The 19187-nt window shown below is 34.0% G+C and carries 18 protein-coding genes and 1 tRNA gene; 14 read left to right on the top strand and 5 right to left on the bottom strand.

Going from position 1 to position 19187, the window contains the following annotated elements:
- Positions 1–2: 2 nt before the first annotated feature.
- From gpsA to H3S88_RS10265, 3 genes are read right to left on the bottom strand one after another with little or no spacing between them, the layout of a single operon-like run.
- Positions 3–1016: an NAD(P)H-dependent glycerol-3-phosphate dehydrogenase gene (gene gpsA / locus H3S88_RS10275; RefSeq protein ID WP_232352550.1), complete on the bottom strand. Its 1014-nt coding sequence runs from the start codon at positions 1014–1016 to the stop codon at positions 3–5.
- Between the two features lie 37 nt (positions 1017–1053).
- Positions 1054–1527 carry a protein-export chaperone SecB gene (gene secB / locus H3S88_RS10270; RefSeq protein ID WP_039126645.1) on the bottom strand — a complete coding sequence of 158 codons (474 nt, stop codon included), beginning with the start codon at positions 1525–1527 and terminating at the stop codon, positions 1054–1056.
- 25 nt (positions 1528–1552) lie between these two features.
- The gene (locus H3S88_RS10265; protein WP_039126642.1) at positions 1553–1993 is read right to left on the bottom strand and encodes a rhodanese-like domain-containing protein; all 441 of its coding nucleotides are present in this window, start codon (positions 1991–1993) and stop codon (positions 1553–1555) included.
- A 571-nt stretch (positions 1994–2564) separates the two neighbouring features.
- Between H3S88_RS10265 and glnA the strand changes: the two genes are divergently transcribed.
- From glnA to fruA, 11 genes are all read left to right on the top strand, one after another.
- Complete coding sequence (glnA, locus tag H3S88_RS10260; protein WP_065738486.1) at positions 2565–3974, top strand: glutamate--ammonia ligase; 1410 nt, start codon at positions 2565–2567, stop codon at positions 3972–3974.
- A 70-nt stretch (positions 3975–4044) separates the two neighbouring features.
- Complete coding sequence (glnL, locus tag H3S88_RS10255; protein ID WP_198228663.1) at positions 4045–5094, top strand: nitrogen regulation protein NR(II); 1050 nt, start codon at positions 4045–4047, stop codon at positions 5092–5094.
- Between the two features lie 11 nt (positions 5095–5105).
- Entirely contained in the window at positions 5106–6545 is a 1440-nt protein-coding gene (gene glnG, locus H3S88_RS10250; protein WP_198228662.1) for a nitrogen regulation protein NR(I), read from the top strand.
- 212 nt (positions 6546–6757) lie between these two features.
- On the top strand, positions 6758–7714 hold the full coding sequence (locus H3S88_RS10245; RefSeq protein ID WP_198228661.1) for a siderophore ABC transporter substrate-binding protein: 957 nt from the start codon (positions 6758–6760) through the stop codon (positions 7712–7714).
- 7 nt (positions 7715–7721) lie between these two features.
- Positions 7722–8681, top strand: a complete 960-nt coding sequence (locus H3S88_RS10240) for an ABC transporter permease (protein ID WP_198228660.1) — start codon at positions 7722–7724, stop codon at positions 8679–8681.
- Positions 8671–9642 (top strand): iron chelate uptake ABC transporter family permease subunit, encoded by a 972-nt coding sequence (locus H3S88_RS10235; RefSeq protein ID WP_198228659.1) that lies wholly within the window; start codon positions 8671–8673, stop codon positions 9640–9642. The genes H3S88_RS10240 and H3S88_RS10235 overlap by 11 nt, the downstream gene beginning before the upstream one ends.
- Positions 9639–10394, top strand: a complete 756-nt coding sequence (locus H3S88_RS10230; RefSeq protein WP_198228658.1) for an ABC transporter ATP-binding protein — start codon at positions 9639–9641, stop codon at positions 10392–10394. Before H3S88_RS10235 ends, H3S88_RS10230 begins: the two co-directional genes overlap by 4 nt.
- A gap of 122 nt (positions 10395–10516) precedes the next feature.
- Positions 10517–11548, top strand: coding sequence for a catabolite repressor/activator (gene cra / locus H3S88_RS10225; protein ID WP_198228657.1), 1032 nt, complete (start codon positions 10517–10519; stop codon positions 11546–11548).
- A gap of 209 nt (positions 11549–11757) precedes the next feature.
- Entirely contained in the window at positions 11758–12957 is a 1200-nt protein-coding gene (fruB, locus tag H3S88_RS10220; protein WP_198228656.1) for a fused PTS fructose transporter subunit IIA/HPr protein, read from the top strand.
- Positions 12957–13892 carry a 1-phosphofructokinase gene (gene fruK / locus H3S88_RS10215; RefSeq protein ID WP_086327083.1) on the top strand — a complete coding sequence of 312 codons (936 nt, stop codon included), beginning with the start codon at positions 12957–12959 and terminating at the stop codon, positions 13890–13892. The genes fruB and fruK overlap by 1 nt, the downstream gene beginning before the upstream one ends.
- An 8-nt stretch (positions 13893–13900) precedes the next feature.
- Positions 13901–15598, top strand: coding sequence for a PTS fructose transporter subunit IIBC (gene fruA, locus H3S88_RS10210; protein WP_198228655.1), 1698 nt, complete (start codon positions 13901–13903; stop codon positions 15596–15598).
- A 55-nt stretch (positions 15599–15653) separates the two neighbouring features.
- On the opposite strand, the gene H3S88_RS10205 is transcribed toward fruA, so the two are convergent.
- Positions 15654–16229, bottom strand: a complete 576-nt coding sequence (locus tag H3S88_RS10205) for a TIGR00730 family Rossman fold protein (protein WP_198228654.1) — start codon at positions 16227–16229, stop codon at positions 15654–15656.
- 146 nt (positions 16230–16375) lie between these two features.
- On the opposite strand from H3S88_RS10205, the gene H3S88_RS10200 reads away from it, so the two are divergent.
- From H3S88_RS10200 to H3S88_RS10190, 3 genes are all read left to right on the top strand, one after another.
- Positions 16376–16451 (top strand) — tRNA-Asn (locus H3S88_RS10200).
- A gap of 278 nt (positions 16452–16729) precedes the next feature.
- Positions 16730–17458 (top strand): outer membrane protein, encoded by a 729-nt coding sequence (locus tag H3S88_RS10195; protein WP_198228653.1) that lies wholly within the window; start codon positions 16730–16732, stop codon positions 17456–17458.
- A gap of 395 nt (positions 17459–17853) precedes the next feature.
- Complete coding sequence (locus H3S88_RS10190) at positions 17854–18588, top strand: carbonic anhydrase (protein WP_198228652.1); 735 nt, start codon at positions 17854–17856, stop codon at positions 18586–18588.
- A gap of 477 nt (positions 18589–19065) precedes the next feature.
- On the opposite strand, the gene H3S88_RS10185 is transcribed toward H3S88_RS10190, so the two are convergent.
- Positions 19066–19187 (bottom strand): IS3 family transposase (locus H3S88_RS10185; RefSeq protein WP_144092339.1); only part of this gene is annotated, 122 nt, incomplete at its 5' end.

Genomic DNA, 19187 nt, shown 5'->3' with positions numbered 1-19187 from the left:
AACTAACTTTTTAACTCTTCTTTTTGAGAACGTCCAAGCAATGCCATTGCTGCTTGTTTAGGATCTTTATGTTCATATAAAATTTTATAAATCTGTTCAGTGATAGGCATATCAACATGGTATTTTTGTGCAAGTGACCAAACTTCTTTGGTATTTTTACAACCTTCGACAACTTGGGCAATAATATCTTGAGCCTCTTGAATAGATTTATTCTGACCAAGTAATATTCCAAAGCGACGGTTACGAGATTGATTATCTGTACAAGTTAAAACTAAATCACCAAGTCCTGCCATTCCCATAAAAGTTGCAGGATCAGCACCTAATACTGCACCTAAACGCATCATTTCGGCAAGACCCCGGGTGATTAACGCTGTTCTGGCATTAGCACCAAAGCCTAAACCGTCTGACAGACCTGCACCAATAGCAATAACATTTTTTATTGCCCCGCCAAGTTGTACTCCAATAAAGTCTTTACTGCTGTAAACACGAAAACTTTTACTACAGTGAAATAGATTTTGTAATTCGGTTAAAAATTGCTCATTGGTTGATGCGACAGTTACTGCTGTTGGTGAACCAGAAGCTACCTCTTTAGCAAACGTTGGTCCAGAAATAACCGCTAATGGAATTTTATCACCTAGAATTTCTTTAGCTACATCTTGTAACAATCTGCCTGTATCAACTTCAAGCCCTTTTGTTGCCCAAACAATTTTGCTATCTTTACGTAAGAAAGGTTTAATTTGTTTTAGGATGCTGGCAAAAGCATGACTTGGTACGACAATTAGTAAAATAGGTGCAGCTAATACGGCGGTTTTTAAATTTCTTTCAATTTGTAACAGATCAGGAAAAGGTATATCTGGCAAAAACTGCTTATTTTGCCTGTCATGCTGCAAAACAGTCATTTTATCTGGGTTATGTCCCCACAATAACGTAGGATGACCATTTCGTGCTAGTAAGATAGCCAAAGACGTTCCATAAGAACCCGCTCCAATAACTGTCACAGCAGCATTTTTTTTCATAATAATCCAAAACTTTTTATTAATTCAAATAATATAACTATTGCAATGTTTCAGTAGATTCAGCTTCAGCTTGTTGCTGAATATAATTCATATACAACGCTTCAAAATTTACGGGTTCTAAATTCACTTGTGGGAATGAACCTTTATTTACTAAACTTGAAATCACTTCACGTGCGTAAGGGAACAAAATATTTGGACAATAAGAGCCAACACAATGTTGAACTTGGCTTTCATCAAATCCGATAAGTGAAAAAATACCTGCTTGAGTCACTTCACAAATATATACAATTTCTTCTTGCTGTTTTACCGTTACAGTAACACGTAGTGCAACTTCATAAACGCCTTCATTTAAGGTTTGCGAAGATGAATTTAATTCTAAATTCATATCTGGTTGCCACTGTTTAGTAAAAATTTCAGGTACATTATTAGTTTCAAATGAAACATCTTTAGTGTAAATACGTTGAATTGCGAATTGTGTTTCAGGTTGTTGGGTATTATTTTGTTCTGTCATGATAAAACCTTATTTTTGAATAATATTATTTTTTTACAAGTGGTAAATTTTCGCCATTCCAGCCAGCAATGCCATCTTTTAACACAGACACATTTAAAAAGCCTTGTTTGATAAGTGTTTCACCAATGCTAGCAGATGATAAACCATTTTCGTCAACCAAAATTATGGTGTTTTCTTTAAATTTTTCAATTAATTTTGAACTGGAATTTTTAATATCGATAGGCAAAATATTATGAGCGTCAGTGATATGCCCCTTTTTAAAACTATCTGCAGTTCTAATATCAATAATAACTGCATTTTCTCTGTTAATCATATGGATCGCTTGAGCATTATCAATAATTTTAACCTTTGATAATTTACCTTTAATCGTTAATACGATAATTGTGATAAATAGCGCAATCCAACCTAATGAAAGCAAAAGATGATTTTTTACAAAAGGTAGAATTTCGAGTGTTATAAAGTCCATACTTATATAATTACCTAATTTTTTAATAATAAGACAAGATTATAACGGTATTATGCATTGAAATACAGTGCTTAAAAGAGAAAACTTAATTTACATGCAACCATGTTAATTTAATTTTTCGATTAGAGTGATACATAATTTAAATAGGTTATTTTAATTTTATGTTTTTTATGAGGCCATTTTATTTGTGTAATTTGATCTAAAATCTAATTTCCGTATTATTTTTATAATTCATGATGTTTGGTGATTAGATGGCTATAAACTAAATAAACCAAGAAAAACGTCAATTTAAAAATCAGAAATAAATTTTGAATAATGATTAATATAGTAAAATTTTTCTATTTTAGGGCATTGAAAACGATCATTTTAGGTCGATGATTAATTTTGGTGCGTTGATTTGGTGCTTGTTGCTTTAATTTAGTGCAATTTGTATATTTATGTTACTATTATTGAAGATAAATCCACTAAAATAGTATGGTCGAAAAATGGCATCATATTTGCATAATAGAATACAACTCGGCAAGAATGCCTTTTAAACTGAACAATTATTTGTCCTCAATGGAGAAGATACATGTCTATACAAAGAGTTTTAACGCTAATTAAAGATAATGATGTGAAATTTGTTGATTTACGTTTTACTGATACTAAAGGTAAAGAACAACACGTTACTATTCCTGTTAGTCAAATTGATACTGATTTTTTTGAAGATGGTAAGATGTTTGATGGCTCATCAATTGCAGGTTGGAAAGGTATTAATGAATCAGATATGGTATTAATGCCAGATGCATCAAGCGCTGTTATTGACCCATTTTTTGAAGACACGACATTAAATATACGTTGTGATGTCTTAGAACCAGCTACATTGCAAGGCTATGATCGTGATCCTCGTTCAATAGCTAAACGTGCAGAAGACTTCTTAAAATCATCTGGTATTGCTGACACCGTTATTTTTGGACCAGAACCAGAGTTCTTTTTATTTGATGATGTACGTTTTGGTTCGCCGATGTCAGGCAGTTTTGTTCATATCGATGATATTGAAGCAGCTTGGAATTCGGGTACTAAATATGAAGAAGGTAACAAAGGGCATCGTCCTGGTGTAAAAGGTGGTTATTTTCCACTTCCACCAGTTGATTCATCACAAGATATTCGCTCTGAAATGTGCTTAATTATGGAACAACTTGGTTTAGTTGTTGAAGCTCATCACCATGAAGTAGCTACAGCTGGTCAGAACGAAATTGCTTGCCGTTTTAACACATTAACTAAAAAAGCTGATGAAGTTCAAATTTATAAATATGTAGTTCAAAATGTTGCTCATGCCTATGGTAAAACAGCAACGTTTATGCCAAAACCAATATTTGGTGATAATGGTTCAGGTATGCACTGTCACCAATCACTTGCTAAAGACGGCGTAAATCTTTTTGCGGGTGATAAATATGCGGGTCTATCTGAAATGGCACTGTTTTATATTGGTGGAATTATTAAACATGCTAAAGCGATCAATGCATTTACTAACCCAGCCACTAACTCTTATAAACGTTTAGTACCAGGTTATGAAGCGCCTGTTATGCTTGCTTATTCAGCACGTAACCGTTCTGCATCAATTCGTATTCCTGTTGTTACAAGCCCTAAAGCTCGTCGTATTGAAGTTCGTTTCCCAGATCCGGCAGCGAATCCATACTTAGCATTTGCAGCGCAGCTAATGGCTGGTTTAGATGGTATTATCAATAAAATTCACCCAGGTGATGCAATGGATAAGAACTTATATGATTTACCGCCAGAAGAATCTAAATTAATTCCACAAGTAGCAGGCTCACTTGAAGAGGCATTAGAAGCATTAAATTCAGATCGTGAATTCTTAACTCGTGGCAACGTATTTACTAATGATACTATTGATGCCTATATCGATTTAAAACGTCAAGATGTTGATCGTGTTCGCATGACGCCACATCCAGTTGAATTTGAATTGTACTATAGTCTATAAGTAAACATTTTATTCCTTAATCACCACTATTTAGTTAGTGGTGGTTTCCAAAGGGGACGGAAATCCAACGATGACATTTGATAATGAATCTGATGCTAATCTTGTTCTCGATTCGATGATCACAAGTATTTTGTTATTAGATAAAAAACTCAATATTCTTTATGCTAATACTGCTGCGCAACAATTATTGGCGCAAAGTTCCAAAAAATTATTAGAAAGTTGTTTCCCAGATTTATTGAGCTATTTTTCTTTAGATATTGAATTAATGCTGAGTGCATTAGAAAAAAATCAAGGTTTTACGGATAACGAAGTTAACTTAGTTGTTAACAATGAATTACATATCTTATCGTTAACGGCACAATTACTAACAAACGGTCATGTATTGATCGAAATGGCGCCGTTAAATAATCATAAGCGGTTAAGCCAAGAGCAATTACAACAAGCCCAACAAAGTGCAGCTCGTGAATTAGTTAGGGGGCTTGCTCATGAAATTAAAAATCCACTTGGAGGTCTTAGAGGTGCCGCTCAGTTATTATCACGCGAACTACCTAAAAATGAATTGCAAGATTATACGCAAGTAATTATTGAACAAGCAGATAGATTAAGGAATCTTGTTGATAGGTTACTTGGCCCCCAACAGCGATTGCAGCAAAAAGAACAGAATATTCATAAAGCAATTGAACGAATATATGCACTGCTTTGTCTGGAAAAGCCAATCAATGTTGTAATTTTACGTGATTATGATCCCAGTTTGCCCGAATTCATTCATGATTCAGAGCAGATTGAGCAAGTGATTTTAAATATTGCTCGTAATGCTTTACAAGCTATTGGTACTAAAAGCGGAACGATAACAATTAGAACAAGAACAGCGTTTCAAGTTACTTTACATGGGCAGCGTTATCGTCTATGCGCGCGTATAGATATTGAAGACAATGGACCAGGTGTTCCTGTTCATATACAAGATACACTGTTTTATCCAATGGTAAGTGGTTATGAAGGTGGTACTGGAATTGGACTTTCGATTGCACATAATATTGTCGATCAACATCACGGTAAAATTGAATTTAATAGTTGGCCGGGGCATACAGAATTTTCTGTCTATCTGCCAATTAAGCAGTGAGGTAAATTAAAATGAATGTTTGGATAGTTGATGATGATAGTTCTATTCGTTGGGTATTAGAAAAAGCATTAACCAATGCTCATTTTAACTGTATTACTTTTTCAAGTGGTCAAGAAGCGATAGATGCTTTAGTTACTAATCCACAAAAACCTGCAGTTTTAATCTCAGATATTAAAATGCCAGGGCTGGATGGCTTTACATTACTTCACCATGTTAAAGAACAATATCCTGACTTACCTGTTATTATTATGACAGCTCATTCAGATCTTGATGCAGCAGTGAATGCATATCAAAGAGGAGCTTATGATTATATTCCTAAACCCTTTGATGTTGATGAAGTTATTCAACTCGTAGAGCGAGCTATACTACAAACTCAAAGTAAAAAAAACAGTAGTAATACCACCGCTAAAGCGTCCACTGGTATTATTGGTGAAGCGCCTTCTATGCAAGAAGTGTTTCGTATTATTGGTCGTTTATCTAAATCATCAATAAGTGTTTTGATTAATGGAGAGTCTGGAACGGGTAAAGAACTGGTCGCCAAAGCTCTGCATACTCATAGTCCTCGATCACAATCGCCATTTATTGCACTTAATATGGCTGCTATCCCTAAAGACCTCATTGAATCAGAACTATTTGGGCATGAAAAAGGTGCCTTTACTGGGGCAGCACAAATTCGTCATGGACGATTTGAACAAGCTAATGGTGGAACGTTATTTTTAGATGAAATTGGTGATATGCCTCTTGATGTGCAAACCAGATTATTAAGAGTGTTAGCTGATGGGCAGTTTTATCGTATTGGGGGATATTCACCCGTCAAAGTCGATGTACGTATTATCGCTGCAACTCACCAAGATTTAGAAGCAAGAGTCAGAGAAGGAAAATTTAGAGATGATCTGTTTCATCGTCTAAATGTAATTCGTATTTTATTACCCCCACTACGCGATAGGGCTCAAGATATTCCAAAACTGGCAGCACATTTTTTAAATACTACAGCAAAAGAATTAGGGGTAGAAAGTAAAGTATTTAGTGTTGAAGCCTTAGATGTATTATGTCAGTTTAATTGGCCAGGTAATGTTCGCCAACTTGAGAACACTTGCCGTTGGGTTACAGTTATGTCTTCAAGTAAAGAAATACTTGTACAAGATTTACCGCCAGAGTTATTGCAATTAACTGTACCTAAAAACGTCACAAGTCAGGAAGTTAGCATTCAACAGAGTAATCAAGTACAAAAAAATATTGATTGGCAATATCAGCTCGAACATTGGGCTAAAGAAGCCTTACTTGCTGGCAAGGTTGGCATTTTAACAGAGGCAGTTACTGATGTTGAGCGTATTTTATTAAATTGTGCTTTGAATTTTACTCGTGGACATAAACAAGATGCTGCACATTTATTAGGTTGGGGACGTAATACGTTGACGAGAAAGCTTAAAGAGTTATCTGATGATAAGTAATTATTAATAATATATGCGGTTTTTATAAAAACTCATTGTTTCAACTTTAAAAATTACTGTTTTTATCAATTTTTTTGGTATTATTTTGCTGTTTGTTTAAAGTTCATTGAACACTTATTTATTTTTAGTTACAATTTGGTGCAAATGATAATTATTTTTATTTTATTTATCATTTATGTGCTTTTGAACTAAGCTAATAATTAGGAGTTACAATGTATTCATCTATCAAAGTTAAATTTTTAGTATTACTAGCCGCTTTATTTGCATTGGTTGGTTGTGACGATAAAAAAGATGCGCCAGCCGCTAATAAAACATCAATCGTTGTTGAACATTCCCAAGGTAAAACTGAGGTACCTGAAAATCCAAAAAAAGTGGTAGTATTTAATACCGCAACATTAGATATTATCGATGCATTAAATATTCCTGTCACGGCAGTTCCTCAATCAGATGTACATTTCCCAGATTTTTTATCAAAATATGCAGATAAAACGTATACTAATGTTGGTACTTTATTTGAGCCAAATTATGAAGTACTAAGCACACTTCAACCCGATGTGATTATTGCTGGTGGACGTGCAAATGATGTCTATAAAAAATTAAGTGATATTGCACCAACAATCTCACTTGATCTAGATCCTAATAATTTCTTAGCTTGCTTAACAGAGCGTACTGAACAGTTAGGTAACATTTTTGGTAAACAAGAAGAAGCAAAAAAATTACTTGCCGATTTTAACCAAAAAATTGAACAGTTAAATCCAAAAGCAAGCACAGCAGGAACCGCTTTAGTTATTATGATTAATGGTGGCAAAATGTCTGCTTATGGACCAAAATCGCGTTTTGGTTTTATTTTCGATGTACTAGGTTTTAAACCTGCAACAATATTCCAAGAAGCGGGACGTCATGGTAATGCAGTAACTTCTGAGTTTGTATTAAGCGTTAATCCTCAATGGTTATTTGTTCTAGATAGAGACAATGCAATTGGTAATAAAGAAGCTCAATCAGCCCAGCAAGTTTTAGATAATGAATTAATTCAGAAAACGGATGCATGGCAACAAAACCATATTGTTTATTTAGATTCTACATCAATGTATATTTCTGGCGGTATCCAAACTTATAGTCGTTTAATGGACCAAATAAGTGATGTTTTAGAAAAAACATCAGCAAACTAAATAAACCATGACTAAAACAGTTTATTTTATTGCAGGCATTGTTTTTTTATTAGCAATGACTGCATTAAGTTTGTTTATTGGTGCAGGGCATGTAACGTTAGTCGATCTTTGGTCTGACGGTAATATGCGACAAATCTTTTTTGTTAGCCGCGTTCCTAGAACGGTGGCTTTACTCTTAGCTGGTAGCGCGATGAGTGTTGCCGGTTTAATTATGCAACTACTTACCCAAAATCGATTTGTCGAACCGTCTCTAGTAGGTACTACTCAATCAGCTAGTTTAGGGTTATTAGTGATGATGGTACTTGCTCCGGGCGCAAGTGTTATGATGAAAATGGTGGTAGCAAGTTTATTTGCTATGGCCGGCACTGTATTATTCATGTTTATTTCTCGCAAAATTATTTTTAAATCTGCACTTATGGTACCTCTTGTTGGGATAATGCTTGGTGCAGTGATTAGTGCAATTTGTACTTTTTTTGCTATGTATTTTGATTTACTGCAATCACTTGGAGGCTGGGAATCAGGTGATTTTTCAGGTATTTTACAAGGTCGTTACGAGCTATTGTGGCTAGTTGGGGGCATTACCTTACTTGCATGTTGGAGCGCAGATCGTTTTACCGTTGCGGGATTAGGGCGTGATTTTTCTGTCAATGTCGGGCTTAATTATAACCAAGTCATGCTAACTGGACTTATTGTTATAGCTCTTATTGGTGGCATCGTCGTTGTCGTTGTTGGAGTATTGCCATTTTTAGGATTAATTGTACCTAACATTGTCAGTTTGATATTTGGTGATAACGTTCGTAAAACCATACCTTGGATATGTTTATTCGGAAGTGGATTGGTTTTATTTTGCGATATTATCGGGCGAGTTATTCGCTATCCGTTTGAAATTCCCGTTAGTGTTATTCTTGGTGTGGTAGGGGCTATTATTTTTTTAGTGTTGTTGAGTAAAAAACGTCATGCTAGTTAATCAAAAACGCCTTATTTCAAGTCGAAAAACAATATTATTATTACTAGGTATTGCCGTTTTTTGTATTGTTTTTTTTATGACATTTAATTTAAAAGGTAATATTAGTTATATTTTAAGTCATCGGGCTTGGATTGTCTTAACCATGATTTTAGTGGCTTTTTCTGCAGCAACTTCGACTCTGCTTTTCCAAACTGTTACTAATAATCGAATTTTGACACCCTCTATAATGGGATTTGAATCTTTGTTTGTATTGATTCAAACGGTGGTCGTCTTTTTTATTGATGCTCAAGGTATTCCTTATATTGGAATTATTGGTAAATTTATTTTTGAATCATTGTTATTAATTTTATTTTCTCTATTTTTGTATCGAGGATTATTTACCAAGCTCAAACAGAATCTTCATTTAGTTTTATTAATTGGGATCATTTTAGGCACGCTATTTCGTAGTTTTTCTAATTTGTTACAGAGGTTAATGACACCAACTGAATTTGCTGTATTGCAAAGCCGAATTTTTGCAACATTTACTCGAGCTGAACCTATGTTAATTATCTTTTCATTAATTATTGCCACAGTTATAGGGCTTTTTTTATGGCGGATGCGGTTTAGGTTCGATGTATTAGCGTTAGGGCGTGATAATGCCATCAATTTGGGCGTCGATTATCAAAAAAGTGTCACCATTATTTTATTACTTGTTTCGGTATTAGTTGCAATATCAACGGCACTAGTTGGTCCTTTTACTTTTCTTGGCCTGCTTATTGCCAATTTAGCTTATAGCATTAGTGGTTCAAGCCAGCATCGTTTTTTATTACCAACAGCTTTTTTATTAGGTGTAATTTTTCTTGTTGGTGGACAGATGTTTTTAGAACATGTCTTAAACATGGTAGGTGCATTATCTATTGTAATTGAATTTATTGGTGGTTCATTGTTTATCTTCTTATTATTGAAAAAGGTTCCAATGTGATAGAAATTGATAATATTAGTAAAAAATATCAAACTATACAGGTATTAAAAAATGTGAGTGCAACAATATCACAAGGTGGTATTACAGCGATTATTGGTCCAAATGGTGCAGGTAAATCAACACTATTATCAATTATTAGTCGTTTATTGCTTGCTGATGAGGGGCTAGTAAAAATTCAAAATATGGATGTTGTTAATACGCCAAGCGATAAACTTGCAACCTATCTTTCAGTATTAAGGCAAGAAAATCGTTTTACCAGCAGACTTACTGTTTTTGAGTTAGTTGGATTTGGCCGTTATCCTTATAGCAAAGGGCGATTAAATAAAGATGATTTAGTACATATTAATCGGGCTCTTGAATTTTTGAATTTGACTGAATATAAAGATCGATTTTTAGATGAGCTTTCTGGTGGGCAACGTCAACGTGCTTATGTTGCAATGGTACTTTGTCAAGACACAGAATATGTATTACTTGATGAACCATTAAATAACCTTGATATGAAGCATGCTGTTGCAATGATGAAACAGTTACGTCGAGCTGCTGATGAATTGGGTAAAACGATTGTTATTGTCATTCACGATATTAATTTTGCTTCGGTCTATTCCAACTATATTCTAGCAATGAAAAATGGAGAATTAATTTATCAAGGAAATCCAGATCAGATAATGGACTCTACTATTTTAGAAGATATTTTCGATACTCCTATTCAGATAGAAAAAGTTCATGATCAAAATATTGCAATCTATTATTAATAGATATTTAACTGTGAGTAATAAAAATATTAAATATGTTCAATCAAATAGAGAAACGATTGTTTACTATTTTCTCTGATTCATGTTAAATAAATGACAATACTTTTGCCGAGATAATAATAATGAAATTAGAGGAAATCGCACTGATAGCTGGCGTTTCAAAAACAACGGCTAGTTATGTTATAAATGGAAAAGCAAAAAAATATCGCGTTAGTGATCAAACAATTGAAAAAGTAATGTCAGTTGTTAAAGAGCATGATTATCAGCCCAATGCGGTTGCTGCAGGATTAAGAGCGGGTAAAACCCATACTATTGGCATTATTATTCCTGATTTAGAAAATATTAGTTATACTCGGATTGCCAATTATTTAGAGCAATTGATAAGAAAAGAAGGTTATCAAGTGCTACTTTCATGTTCAGAAGATGATCCCCAAATCGAAAAAGAGTGCGTTAAGCATCTTCAACAACGGCGAGTTGATGCATTAGTGATTTCCTCGTCATTTGTTTCTGTCGAGGACTATGTTTTTTATGATGATTGGCAAAACTCCAAAATTCCATTATTTGCTCTTGATAGAATTTTACCCATTTCTAAATTTAGAAATATAGTGGGTGCGGATAAACAAGATTCTAAAACCTTGGCTCAAGCATTTAATGATGTTGTTCAGGGTACTATGGTTTATCTTGGTGCCTCACCTAATTTATCAGTTAGCCAACTTCGTCTAGATGGATTTAACGAAATTAGATTTGATAGTTATCACCATGATAATAGTAATAAAGTTGATTTTTTATATGCAACTAATTATAGTCGTCATGACGCTGATATCGCTTTTAGTCAATGGTTAGAAAATCATGAATTGCCTGACGGCATTTTTACTACGTCTTTTTCTTTGCTTCAAGGGGCTATTGATGCAATCTTAAGAAAGTTCGGTCATTTACCTGAAACATTAACTATTGCTACTTTTGGTGATAATGAATTATTGGATTTTTTACCTTGTAAAGTTATATCTCTTTGTCAAGATCATAAAGAAGTTGCTAAAATGACAATAAAAATGTTATTAAATTGTTTGCAAAATGAAAGTTATCAACCAGGAATCACAGTTATTCCAAGACGACTCATTTACCGTGGTAGTTTAAGTCGGAATCGAACTTTATAAAAAACATATTGTTTTTTTAACAAAATATTTAGTTAATTTTTATACAAAAAGAAGATCCAGATCACATATTTTCTATTAATAGAGATAATTTATTTGATAATTAATATAATTCTCGTCATTATTGCTGAAACGATTCAATAACGTTATTTAAGCAAATAATATGAATTATGTTAGATGATTTAATATAGCAACCCAGAGGTATTTATTATATGTTTCATTTAGTTAAAGAAGATATCCATTTAAATGAACAAGCCCCTAACAAAACTGAGGCGATAAAAAAAGTAGCTGCTGCTTTAACCAGTGCAGGATTTGTTGAGGAAGGATATGTAGATGGAATGCTCGAACGCGAAGATCAAGCAGCAACTTATCTGGGTATTGGTCTTGCTATCCCTCATGGTACAACTAAAACTCGTCATTTAGTTAAAAAAACAGGTGTGCAAGTTTTTTGCTTTCCTAACGGAGTTGAATGGGGTGATGATGGCGAAAAGGCTTATCTAGCCATCGGTATTGCAGCTAGCTCTGATGAGCATTTGGAGTTACTTCGTCAATTAACACATGTGCTTAGCGCTGATGGTGTTGAAGAACGCATTAAAAACATTAAATCAGCAGATGAAGCAATTGCTATTTTAACTGGTAAACCAAGCGTAGAAGATAGCCAATTTAGTGTAAATGAATCTTCATTATTATTGGATATTCCAGCTGATAGTTTAGGAACATTACAAGCGTTAAATGCTTCACGTTTAAAACAACAAAATGCAGTAAATACTAATTTTATTACTTGTGTGCTGGAGAATAAACCAAACTATTTGGGTTGTGGAGTTTGGTTTAATGATAGTAAAGAAGGTAATTTAAAAAACGCGATAGCGATCAGTCGTACAATAAGTGATTTAAATGAAGATGGTAAACCAGTTAAATTGCTTATCACCATGTCGATGATTAATGATGCTATTGCCGACGTTGTAAATAATTTGGCCTCTTTAGCATTTAATAAAAAATTAGATCTTTTATTGTCAGCCAATATCGATAAAATTATTGATTTATTGGTTTCTAATCATCCATCTACAGATTCAAATCAGCCTGAGACTGAATTGTCCGCTACAAATCAAACTTCAGATACAAATAATCAAGTATTAACTCGTGAATTTATTGTTCCGAATGCAAATGGTCTACATACTCGCCCATCATCGGTATTAGTTAAATTAGTGAAAGAATTTAAAAGTAAAGTCACTGTTGCAAATCTTGATGGTAAAGCAGAGCCAGTTAGTGCGACAAGCTTAATGAAAATTGTTGCCCTTGGTGCTAAAAAAGGCAGTCGATTACAGTTTACAGCAGTCGGTGATGATGCTGCTCAAGCACTAGATGCAATTGGAAAAGCGATTGAAAGTGGCTTAGGTGAGGGAACTGAATAATGAATTATCGCGTTGCAACCATTACTTTGAATCCTGCTTATGACCTTTTAGGATTTTGTCCCAAAGTAGAGCTTGGTGATGTTAACTTAGTTCAAACTAATGCTTTACTACCTGCTGGCAAAGGAATTAATGTCGCCAAAGTATTATCAGATTTAGATGTTAAATTAACACTAGGAGGATTTTTAGGTAAAGAAAACCGTGATGGTTTTAATTTATTATTTAATTCACTTAATGTTGAAGATAAATTTCAAACTGTAGAGGGTCGTACTCGCATTAATGTTAAATTAACTGAGGAAAATAGCGAAGTAACGGATCTAAATTTTTCTGGTTTTACTATTACTGAACAAGATTGGCAACGTTTTGTTACAGATTCTCTCGAATGGTTAAAAGATTTTGATATGATCGCCATTAGTGGTAGTTTACCAGCAGGAGTGTCACTCGACAAATTCACCAAGTGGATGGAGCAAGTTAAAACAATTTGTCCAAAAGTTGTCTTTGATAGTAGTCGCGATGCATTAGTTGCAGGATTGAAAGCTAAGCCATGGTTAATAAAACCTAATGATAAAGAGCTTGAAATGTTTGTAGGACGCAAATTATCAACGTTAGCTGAAATAAAAGCGGCGGCTATGGAACTTATTAATGAAGGTATAGAAAACGTTGTCATTTCACTCGGTAGCAAAGGCGCTTTGTGGGTAACTAAACATGAAGCATGGTTAGCAAAACCACCAAAATGTCAGGTAGTAAGTACTGTTGGTGCAGGTGATTCAATGGTTGGTGGATTAATGTATGGACTTATGACCAATCAATCAATTAAAGACACTTTAGTTTTCGCCTCAAGTGTTGCTGCGTTATCTGTTGGACAAGCCGGAGTTGGTATTGCTGATCGTCAGGCTGTAACCAATATGTTGGATAAAATTGAAATCATTGCTGGATAGGAGTATTCATGAATATTTACATAATTGAGGGTAGTAATGCAGGCCCTGTTAATGGACGTTTGGCTAAAGCCGAATTGGTTTTAGCTGCTAATTCATTAAATTTAAACATAGTCGATAGTGTGGCATCTGCAGACGTAACTGTTGCTATTGGCTCAGGTGATGTCAGTGATAAAACAGTTATCGGTAAAAAGGTTTATGTTATTAGTGATCTTAATGATATTTTTGCTGATCCTAAACAAGTACTCATTGATGCACAAAGTAAAGCTTCTATTTTCGAACAATCGACACAAAGTAATACAAGCTCTGTATCAGGCAATGATGTAAAACGTATTGTTGCGGTTACCGCTTGTCCAACGGGTGTTGCTCATACATTTATGGCAGCCGAAGCGATTGAAGAAGAAGCGAAAAAACGTGGGTGGTGGTGTAAAGTTGAAACGCGTGGTTCGGTTGGTGTTGGTAATGAATTAACACCAGAAGAGGTGGCTTCTGCTGATGTAGTGATTGTAGCATGTGATATAGATGTCAATTTAAGTAAGTTTGCAGGTAAAAAGATGTACCGAACTAAAACCGGTCCAGCTCTTAAAAAGACTGCACAAGAATTAGATAGAGCTTTTGAAGAAGCTACAATCTATCAACCAACAAGTTCTGCTTCAACAGCAAAATCAAGTAATGAGAAGAAAGGTTTCTATCAGCATCTATTAACTGGTGTCTCTTACATGTTACCAATGGTTGTTGCAGGTGGATTAATTATCGCTTTATCATTTGCTTTTGGTTCATTTGAAATGGTTGATGGCGTACAAAAACTGGTAGGTGAATCTCATTTAGCAGAAATTGGTGGGCTTGCATTCTCACTGATGGTACCTTTACTTGCTGGTTATATTGCTTATTCTATTGCTGATAGACCCGGTTTAGCCCCAGGGCTTGTAGGTGGTTTACTTGCTGTTTCTACTGGTGCGGGCTTCTTAGGTGGTATTGTCATTGGTTATTTTGCTGGTTATTTAGCAATGTTAATTGCTAAGTATTTACCATTACCGAAAACACTTGAAGCATTAAAACCAATTCTTATTGTGCCATTACTTGCGACATTAGCTACAGGCTTAGTTATGCAGTTTATTGTTGGTACGCCGATCGCATGGCTAATGGGCGCTTTAACTGAGTGGTTGAAATCAATGGGAACAGCCAATGCAGTTCTGTTAGGTGCAGTTTTAGGTGGTATGATGTGCACTGATATGGGGGGACCAATCAATAAAGTTGCTTATGCATTTGGTACAGGCTTAATTTCGGCCCAAGTATACGCACCGATGGCAGCGGTTATGGCTGGCGGAATGGTTCCTCCTTTGGCTATGGGTATTGCTACATTAATTGCTCGTAAAAAATTTGCTAAAGCTGAACAAGAAAGTGGTAAGGCTTCATTAGTATTAGGTTTATGCTTTATCTCTGAAGGGGCTATTCCTTTCGCTGCTCGAGATCCATTACGTGTTATCCCTTGTTGTATTATTGGTGGGGCAATTACAGGTGGTTTAGCGTTAGCATTTGGTTCACAACTTATGACTCCACATGGTGGATTATTCGCTTTAGCTATCCCAGGCGTTGTTAAACCTGTTGGTGGTTATTTATTATCCATTTTAATTGGTTCTCTTGTGGCTGGTGTTGGTTATGCAGTTCTAAAACAGCCAGAATCAACTGCAGAAATGGCTTCTAATTAAAATCACTTATTTAAATGCAAAATGCCATCAATTGATGGCATTTTTTATTTTTGAATTATTTTTTTACCCAACGTTGCAAATCTTTAGGAATAAAATCATCCATTTTTTGTAGAATCGATTGTGGCTCATCAGACACAATTAAAGTTTTATAAAAACTGTCTCTAACAAATCCTTCATCAACAGTATGTTGTAAAAAATCCAGCATAGGTTGCCAAAATTTGGCTGGATTATACAATGCAACCGGTTTTTCATGATAACCAATTTGCATACTAGTCCAAACTTCAAAGATTTCTTCTAAAGTGCCTGTTCCTCCTGGCATAGCAATAAAGCCATCTGCTAATTCAGAAAGTCGCGCTTTACGTTGATGCATATTTTCAACAACTTCTAAACGAGTAATGTTATGGTGTGCTGTTTCGGCTTTGACTAGCCGCTCAGGAATAATTCCAATAACTTCACCACCATGATCTAAAACAGAATTAGCGATAATACCCATTAAACCTTTATTTCCACCACCATAAATTAATCGTCTATTTTGGTTCGCAATTAACATGCCTAATTGTTCTGCAGCTAGGTGATATTCTGGGCGATTACCTTCACTGGCTCCACAAAAAACACAAATATTTTTTTTCATAACTATTTTATTTACCTTAACTATATAATTTTATCTATTCTAACATGTTATGATTGAATTTGATTACAAGCTGAGCAATTAAGTTTAATTAATGTTTTTCACGTTGACATAATCGTTATAGATCGTTACTATCTTAACCCAAGTGTTCCTCCATAGTTCAGTCGGTAGAACGGCGGACTGTTAATCCGTATGTCACAGGTTCAAGTCCTGTTGGAGGAGCCAATTTTCTACTAAATTCCTTCCTTTTATCATTTAACTTTAGAATATCTTTATATAATAATATCAACTGCTATCTTTGACTTTTGTAAATATTTCGTTTTCGATATCGAGTAAAAATTCATTTAAAAATAGTTATTATATAATTATCTGCTTAATATCAATAAGTTAATAAAAAGATATAAGTGGTTTTTTTATTGATTTCTGATATTTGCTGGTTTACACTTGCTAAGTCGATTGAATGACATAAAAGTAATTTAAAAGGAAAGGAAAGGAAATAAAATATGAAAAAAACACTTGTTGCTTTGGCAACTATCGCCTGTTTTCCAGCTTTTGCTCAAACTGATACCACAGGACTTTATTTAGGCGGTCAATTAGGTGCGAGTATTTTAAAAGCAAACAGTATTAAAGATACGGTATCTTATTATAATTACTCTGAAGATTTTAAAATAGGATCTTTTAAGAAAGGCAAAATCGCAGGAGCATTAAATATTGGTTATAACTTCAAATATGATTATGACCTTCCTCTACGTGCTGAGTTATCTTATACGATGCGCGGTAATTCAAGTAAGAAATATGGTCACGGCTATAGCGATGTTGTCTTGCCTGACGATCATCTTAAAACAAGTGACAGTCACAAAGTTCGCATGCATACTTTAATGGTAAATGCATACTATGATATTGAAACTAATCGTTCAGTTACTCCTTTTGTTGGTGCAGGATTAGGTGTTGCTTTCACTAAATTGGATCAGACATATTCAGCACAATATGAAAGCGTTTATTATGATGGATCTGGTTCAGTTGGCATGTCAGATACAAAAACAAAATTTGCATGGAATTTAGCCGCTGGTGTGACTTATAATATTGATGAAAATTTAGATGTGGATTTTACTGCTCGTTATGTTAATGCTGGTAAAACTTCTATAAAAACAAATATTCAAGGTTTTAATGTAAAAGGTAGTGCTAAACTAAGTTCAATTGATTTATTAGCAGGTATTCGTTACGCTTTCTAGTATTTTATTTAAACAACAAAGGGCTTTTTTGCCCTTTTTTATTTTTTCTGTCAGTTTTTTCCAAACTTAATGCAAATTATACTACAAACTCATTATTTATATCTTTAGTAACCGATCATTATTTTTTATAATACCAGATGAATTTTCCTCCTTGAATTATAATCCTCTTTTTCATCATTATAAAAGTCAAATTATTGATTTATAATTAATATTATAAACTATAGCTGTAAACAAAATAGTTAGATTGGATGATTTATTGATTTGAAATTACTTTGCTCAACAATAAAATAATTAATAAAAAAAAGAAAAAATTATGTTAATTGTTTGTGGTAAGGTTATTTTTTGTGGCGTATAATTTAACTCTCTTTTATTTAATATTTTAATGTAAATTTAAAATGAAACGAAATATAGTAATTGCAGCACTCATGTTAACGAGTCTATCTTGTGCAGCAGATCATACTTCGCATTGGGGTTATGAAGGTCAAGAAAAACCAGAAAATTGGGGCAAATTATCACCTGAATTTTCTACATGCGAAAACGGTAAGAATCAGTCACCTATTAACATTGACAATGTTTTAAAAACTCAGCATGAGAATTTAACGTTTTCTTTTGAAAAAGGTAAACAAGAAATTGTTAACAACGGACATACTATTCAGGTTAATGTTACTGGTAATAATCAGTTAATATTAGATGAGCAGATTTTTACGTTACAACAATTTCATTTTCATACACCAAGTGAAAATACTATTAAAGGTAAACATTATCCAATGGAGGCCCACTTTGTTTACAAAAATAAAGATGGAGAACTTACTGTTGTTGCCTTAATGTTTAATAACGGCGAAGCAAATCCTGAAATTGCGAAGGCTTGGCAACAAATGCCAGCAGAAGTGAATAATAAAATAATTTTAGACAAAACTGTTGATATCAACACATTATTTCCTAAAAAATTAGATTATTACCGCTTTAGTGGTTCACTTACAACTCCACCGTGTACTGAAGGTGTTAGATGGATTGTATTAGAACAAGCAGTAACTGCTTCAGATGAACAAATTCAAAAATTCCATTCAACCATGCATCATGACAACAACCGACCTGTTCAGCCATTGAATGGTAGAGTTATTGTTGATTAATGAATGATTTTAATTGGCTTTATTTATATTGATAATAGAGCCAATTGTTGCTATTTTCGAATGATAGATCTATCACATGGCAATCAATTGAAAACAACTTGTATCTAAAAGGACTTTCCTCATAAATGGATCTTGTTTTTTGTCAATGAACAAGAAGTTTAGATAATGAGCTCAGTTCCTGATGTCAGGGAATATAATAGAATTAACAAATTATTTAATTTTATTCTAATGACTCGGCTTCAGCTTCAACCCAAATTGAATCTATCAATAAAGATGAAATAATAACAACGCTTGAATGTATTATTGCATCATTTTTCCAAAAGAATCACTAATAAATTTAAGATTAATCCATCTGGGTAAGTACTGTGATCAGCCCACATTTATTCCGCTTCTAGACAAAACTATTTTGGTTTCAAAAAATTAATTTATATTTAAAAATCTTAAATTGAAGTGACCCCATAAAGTTGGACACTTTTATTAAGCGGCTTGTAAGGCCTGATTTCGATATTCAACTGGAGTCAGGCCTTTTAATTTGGCTTTAATCCGTTTGGTGTTGTAGTATTCTATATATTCTTCTATTTTTTCAATCAATTCATCTG

It is taken from the genome of Gilliamella sp. B14448G11 (assembly GCF_016101765.1).
GTDB classification, from domain to species: domain Bacteria; phylum Pseudomonadota; class Gammaproteobacteria; order Enterobacterales; family Orbaceae; genus Gilliamella; species Gilliamella apicola_N.
Note: the sequence above shows the minus strand (reverse complement) of the source record. Positions and strands in the feature narration are given on the sequence as shown.

Excerpts from the sequence above, each read along its gene's own strand:
- gpsA (WP_232352550.1), bottom strand. The coding sequence starts at position 1,016 with ATGAAAAAAAATGCTGCTGTGACAGTTATTGGAGCGGGTTCTTATGGA.
- secB (WP_039126645.1), bottom strand. The coding sequence starts at position 1,527 with ATGACAGAACAAAATAATACCCAACAACCTGAAACACAATTCGCAATT.
- H3S88_RS10265 (WP_039126642.1), bottom strand. The coding sequence starts at position 1,993 with ATGGACTTTATAACACTCGAAATTCTACCTTTTGTAAAAAATCATCTT.
- glnA (WP_065738486.1), top strand. The coding sequence starts at position 2,565 with ATGTCTATACAAAGAGTTTTAACGCTAATTAAAGATAATGATGTGAAA.
- glnL (WP_198228663.1), top strand. The coding sequence starts at position 4,045 with ATGACATTTGATAATGAATCTGATGCTAATCTTGTTCTCGATTCGATG.
- glnG (WP_198228662.1), top strand. The coding sequence starts at position 5,106 with ATGAATGTTTGGATAGTTGATGATGATAGTTCTATTCGTTGGGTATTA.
- H3S88_RS10245 (WP_198228661.1), top strand. The coding sequence starts at position 6,758 with ATGTATTCATCTATCAAAGTTAAATTTTTAGTATTACTAGCCGCTTTA.
- H3S88_RS10240 (WP_198228660.1), top strand. The coding sequence starts at position 7,722 with ATGACTAAAACAGTTTATTTTATTGCAGGCATTGTTTTTTTATTAGCA.
- H3S88_RS10235 (WP_198228659.1), top strand. The coding sequence starts at position 8,671 with ATGCTAGTTAATCAAAAACGCCTTATTTCAAGTCGAAAAACAATATTA.
- cra (WP_198228657.1), top strand. The coding sequence starts at position 10,517 with ATGAAATTAGAGGAAATCGCACTGATAGCTGGCGTTTCAAAAACAACG.
- fruB (WP_198228656.1), top strand. The coding sequence starts at position 11,758 with ATGTTTCATTTAGTTAAAGAAGATATCCATTTAAATGAACAAGCCCCT.
- fruK (WP_086327083.1), top strand. The coding sequence starts at position 12,957 with ATGAATTATCGCGTTGCAACCATTACTTTGAATCCTGCTTATGACCTT.
- fruA (WP_198228655.1), top strand. The coding sequence starts at position 13,901 with ATGAATATTTACATAATTGAGGGTAGTAATGCAGGCCCTGTTAATGGA.
- H3S88_RS10205 (WP_198228654.1), bottom strand. The coding sequence starts at position 16,229 with ATGAAAAAAAATATTTGTGTTTTTTGTGGAGCCAGTGAAGGTAATCGC.
- H3S88_RS10195 (WP_198228653.1), top strand. The coding sequence starts at position 16,730 with ATGAAAAAAACACTTGTTGCTTTGGCAACTATCGCCTGTTTTCCAGCT.
- H3S88_RS10190 (WP_198228652.1), top strand. The coding sequence starts at position 17,854 with ATGAAACGAAATATAGTAATTGCAGCACTCATGTTAACGAGTCTATCT.